The organism is Clostridium cuniculi (assembly GCF_004353185.1).
Taxonomy (GTDB): domain Bacteria; phylum Bacillota; class Clostridia; order Clostridiales; family Clostridiaceae; genus Clostridium; species Clostridium cuniculi.
Map to the genome: position 1 here is coordinate 160,833 of NZ_SMUS01000003.1, position 6,000 is coordinate 166,832.

At 31.5% G+C, this 6,000-nt stretch carries 1 protein-coding gene; it reads left to right on the top strand.

Annotated features, from left to right (window positions below):
* Positions 1-162 precede the first annotated feature (162 nt).
* On the top strand, positions 163-5,850 hold the full coding sequence (locus EJJ37_RS02290; protein ID WP_133013978.1) for an endo-alpha-N-acetylgalactosaminidase family protein: 5,688 nt from the start codon (positions 163-165) through the stop codon (positions 5,848-5,850).
* Positions 5,851-6,000: the final 150 nt, after the last annotated feature.

Here is a 6,000-nt window from a genome sequence, read left to right on the forward strand (position 1 = left end):
GTAGGCAAAATAGTTAAAATTCGCAAGATGTTTATATAAATTAACAACTTGAATAAGGAAAATAATAGAAAATTATATTAAAATATAAATATGCAGTGTAAAGGTATACACAAAATTGAGTTTTATATCAATAGATATTAATTAAATAGGGGAGGTATCATTATGATAAAAAACAAATCAATGAATAAGAAAATAGCTCTTATTATAGCAGTGGCAGTAACAGTTGGACAAATTCCAGTATCAGCATTAGCTGAAAATAACACTACGCTAATAGTAGAAAATAGCGAGGTAGAAAATGTAGAAAAGGCATCAGAAGAATATGCTTATAATCAAGAGTATGATAATTATTCAAGTACATCTTGGACAAACTTAATAGGAAATGGAACTATTGTTAAGAATATGGATAATGATGTACCGGATACTGAAGGAAAGACTGGATATCTGGAAATTTCTAGAGATACTACTGCTAATAATCAATTAGTATTTTTAGAAAATCAAAGTCCAAGCATAAAGGATTTTGAGGCTGAAGTAAGATTTCAACTTAATCCAGAAGAAGGTAAGGCAGCTGGAAGGTTTGGACTTGTATTTAGAGGGCAAGATGCTAATACTTATGGATTTATTGGATATAATGGTGGAGAAACTGCGCAAGGAAAATGGCTTATTGAAACTCCAACAGCATGGAAAGATGATATTGAAGGACCAACAATTGAAGCTGGCCAATGGGTCACAATGAAGGTAAAGGTGCAAAGAAATAATATAACTTTAACTGTTAATGATACTGAAATATTTAATGATGCCGTTAATATGGGTAATTTCCCTGAAGAAGCTGGTAAGTTTGGATATAGAACTTGGTTTGATAATAAAACTATAAATGTTGACTATTTAAAGGTTAAGTCACTTGATAATGAAGTTGTAACAGATATAAAAGAGGTAGAAGAGACAAATATATCTACATTATTAAATGCTAAGCCTGAGTTGCCATATAAAGTTAATGTAACATACTCTGATGGTACAAAAGGACAAGAAGTTGTAATTTGGGATTATATTGACCCAGCTAAATATGCAGAAGTAGGTACCTTTGTTGTTGAAGGAGCTATTAAAGGATCTGCTGAAGGAACACCAAAGGCTAAAGCTAATATTACAGTTAGAGATAAAATAGAATATTCAACTGATTTTGAAACTCCTGAAACTAGTGGAGATTGGCAAGTTTTAAAACCAACAGGACTTTCTGCAACAGTAGCAGATGGAGCAGTAAAAGTTCCTATGAACGGTGTATCTGTGTCAGCAGATATGAATTGTCCTGACGTTAAGAACTTTGTATATGAAACTGATTTTACTGTAAACAATGATTCAGGAAGAATTGGATTAGGTTTTAGAGTAAGTGATGTTAAAAACTGGGGAGCTGTTTGTTATGATGCAGGTTCATGGGTATGGAAAGCAAGTACAAATGGTTCTGAGTCTTACGGTTCTTTCCCAGGTTCAAAGAAATTAGAGGGAAATAAAACTTATAGAATGAAACTTGAAGTTGAAGATAACAAAGTTACATTATCTATAGATGGAGAAGTTATAGGTAGTGCAACATCAGATAAATTCCCAACTTCAGGAGGTAAGATAGGATTAGTTGGATGGTTTGGAAATAAGACTGTTACTTTAGATAATGTTAGTGTTAATGAGATCACTTCTGAAACAGATACAGATTTACCAGAAATAACAGAGCAAACTATTGAATCAGACATAATGACAGTTAAATTAGATAATACTTTCCCAAGAGTTATTGAGTATAATTGGAAAGCTGATGATTCAACATTAATTGGACAAGAAACAAGATCTAATAAAGTTAATCTTAATGGTAAAAACTATACTCCAGAAGTTAATTGTGTTGTAGAAGATAATAAGGCTACTTATACAATGGCTATTGATGAAATTGGAGTTACATTAACAGCTGTTATGTCTGTAGAAGATAATAAAATAAGACTAGAAATAACTAATATTGAGGAAACTGGTGACTTTATAGTTAAAAAAGTATCATTACCAAATCAAAGCTTTGCAGAAGTAAGAAGTGATAATGGTGGTGCTATTGCAGCTGTATTATCAACAGGAGCTTGGCATCAAATTACTGATGAAATAAGTACTGTTGAAGATTTAGAGCCATCAAGTAAAGCTAAGACTTATGCATTTATTAATGATAATGATTTTGCTATATCATTAAATAATAATGTTGTGGAATACTCTAGTAGAATACTTTTAAATACTGAAAATAGAAATGGATATAAGAGTACTAGTATTGGAACTGGAGCTTGGACATATAGAGAAGTATTAGATTCTGAGTCAGATGTAGATTTTTATAGTGATGAAGAAAATTTATGGGCAGAAGCATATATAACTAAAGATATGAATGAGGATGAGACAATAAACTGGCAAGATGCTGCAATTGAATATAGAAATAGAGTTGAAGCACCATTAGGAGCCGAGGATTTAAAAAATAGTCTTTCATATATTGCTTTTAATATAGGTTATACTCAAAGTCCATTCTTAAGAACTTTAGATACAGTTAAGAAGTTATATAATTATACAGATGGATTTGGACAAATGGTACTTGAAAAAGGATATCAAGCTGAAGGGCATGATGACTCAATTCCAGACTATGGTGGACATATTGGTATAAGACAAGGTGGAGTTGAAGATTTCAACACCTTAATAGAAGAAGGTGCTAAATATAATGCTAAGTTTGGTGTTCATATAAATGCTACAGAATATCAATTAGATGCATTCCAATATCCTGATAATGGTTCAGTAAATACTAATTCTCCAGGATGGAACTGGTTAGATCAAGCTTATTATGTTAATCAAAGAGCAGATTTAACTACAGGTGAATTATTCAGAAGATTAGATATGTTAAAAGAAGATTTACCTAATTTAGGTTGGGTATATGTTGACGTTTATACAGGTAATGGATGGAATGCTCATCAACTTGGTGAAAAGCTAAATGATTTAGGATATCAAGTTGCAACAGAGTTCCATAGTCCTCTTGAAGAACATGTAACTTGGACTCACTGGGGAGCAGACCCTGCATATCCAAATGAAGGTGGTACAAGTGAAATATTAAGATTTATTAGGAATAGTACTAAGGATGGATTCTTATCAGATCCTATTTTAAAAGGTAATAAGCATTTATTATCAAGTGGATGGGGTAATAACCATGCAATTGAAGGTGTAAATGGTATAGAAAGATTCTATAATCAAGTATTACCTACTAAATACATGCAACATTTTGAAATAATGTCTAGAACTGATGATGAAGTTAAATTTACTGATAATTTAGTAGGGGTTAGAGAAGGAGCTAATATCAATTACTATAAAAATGATAAGTTAGTAGCTACTACTCCAGAAAGTTCATATAACAGCATTGGTGAAGGAAAGACTAAGTTATTCTTAGAATGGAATTTTGATGAAGGGGAAGATACAAAGATTTATCACTGGAATCCACTTGGAACATCTTCTGAATGGGAATTACCTGATGAATGGGAAAACTTATCTACAGTTGAATTATATCAGTTAACTGACCTTGGAAGAGAACATGTTAAATCAGTTCCTGTTGTAAATGGTAAAGTTAAATTAGATGTTGAACAAAGTACTCCATACCTTGTAACAAAAGGTGAGGTAGCAGAAGAAAGAATTGATGATTGGGGATATGGATCACAAATAAAGGACCCAGGATTTGACTCTCAAGAATGGAAGACTTGGTCAAAGAATTCTGAAGATGGAAATACAGATCATATTTCTTTTGTAAATGAAACTGCAAGTAGAAGAGCTGGTAATGATGTTGTATCAATATCTAATAAGCAAGGTAGTATATCACAAAGTATTGAAGGTTTAGAACCAGGTAAGACTTATTCTATATCTGCTTGGGTTAAAAATGATGGTAATAGAAAAGTTACTTTAGGTGTAAACTGTGGAGATGAAGAATTAACTAATGTAATTACTAGAGCATCATTTGCAAGATCTGGTGAAGGGCATAAATATTTAGATGATAGATTCCAAAGAATGGAGATTGAAGTTACAGTACCAGAGAATGTAACTACTGCAGATATTTATCTTAATGCAGAAGATGGAGAGGGTGATGTAATAATAGATGACTTCAGAATTTGGGAACATCCAGGTAATACTAATAAGGATGGATATGTATTCTATGAAGATTTTGAAAATGTAGATGAAGGTATTACACCATTCTTCTTAGCACCAGGAAGAGGTACATCAAACAGATCTCACTTAGCAGAAAAAGATCTACTTGGAAGACAAAAAATGAGCTGGGTACTTGATGGAAGATTCTCATTAAAGACTAATCAACAATCTGGTGAAACAGGTCAAATGTTAGTAACAGATGATTCAACATTTAAGTTAGAACCGAATAAAACTTATGAATTAGGATTCCTATATTCACTTAAAGATGCTACACCAGGTTATACAGTAAATATTAAATCAAGAAGTGAAGGAACTTTATTAAGTATACCTCTTGAAGCTACAGTAGTTGAAAGTGGACAATATACTAAGACAAGCTCTAAGAATCAAAAGTTCACAACTGGAAATAAGGATGATTATTATATTTCAATTGATAAGGGAACTGGATATGCAGATTTAATATTAGATAATATTTATGTTGTTGAAATTGATGAAAGTATTGAAAGTCCAGTAATTGATAAGGTAACATTAGGATCATCTATTACGGAAATAGGTGTAAATGAAAGCATTGATTTATCTTTATTATCAATAAAGGCTTTAATGAATAATGGAGCTCCTGCTAATATAGGTGATGGAGAAATAGAGTATGTTGTAGGAGATAATGAAGTTGCTAAAGTAGAGGATGGTAAGTTAGTTGGATTAAAGGATGGAAATACTACATTAACAGTTAAAGTATCATTTAATGGTAAAACTACAGTAGTATCTAACTCTATAAACATTAAAGTTGGTGAAGGATCTGAAGATGGAGGAGAAGTTACACCACCAGTTGAAGATGTATATAAGATACATTTAGAAATTGCTATAGAAGAAGCTAATAAGGTTACAGATGAAGAACTTTCAAATGTTGTTCCTGTAGTTGTTGAAGAGTTTAAAGCTGCATTAGCTGAAGCAGAAAGTTTACTAGAAAGTGGAAAATATACTCAAGAGCAAGTAGATAAGGCATTTTATAGATTAAGTAGTGCAATGCAAATGTTATCTTTTGAAAAGGGTAATAAGGAGCAATTACAACAATTAGTTGACATAATTAACCAATTAGATGCTAGTGAATATATAGATAGCACTTGGGCTAAATTACAAGTTGCTTTAGATAAAGCAAATGAAGTTATAGCTGATGAAAATGCACTAGAAGCAGAAGTTTCTAAGAGTTATGATCAATTAATAAGATCATTCTTAGAATTAAGATTAAAACCAAATAAAGATAAGTTACAAGATTTAATAAATAAAGCAGAAAGCTTAGATGAAAGTAAATATACTAAAAAGTCTTGGAAGGTTTTAGAGGATAAGCTAGCTAAGGCTAAATCTGTAATGGAAAATGGAGATGCTACTGATAAAGATGTTACTGATTCAGAAAAGGAATTAAAAGAAGCAATAGATGGATTAGTTATGGCAGATTCAAGTAACAATAATAACAATGGCAATAATAATGGTAACTCTAATAGCAATAATAACGGAAATTCTAATAACAACAGTAATAATGGAAATGGCGGAAATAAAGGAAACAAAGGAAATTCTAATTTACCAAAGACAGGAGGAACTCCAGCAGTAGCAGTAGGATTATTTGGTACAATTATTGCAACTATTGGTTCTGTAATGTTTAAGAAAAAGAAATAAATTTTAATAATTGAAAAAATAAGGGGGCTGTCGCACTAAATAATTAGTGCGACAGCCCCTTTTGCTAAAAAAATAAATCCTAGACTCTATAAGCCTAGGATTTATGGTAAAATATTTTTCATGCTAACAAAAAAAATCTTACAACAAAAT

What these genes read in the sequence shown, in the direction of transcription:
- EJJ37_RS02290 (WP_133013978.1), top strand. Translation starts at nt 163, where the DNA reads ATGATAAAAAACAAATCAATGAATAAGAAAATAGCTCTTATTATAGCA.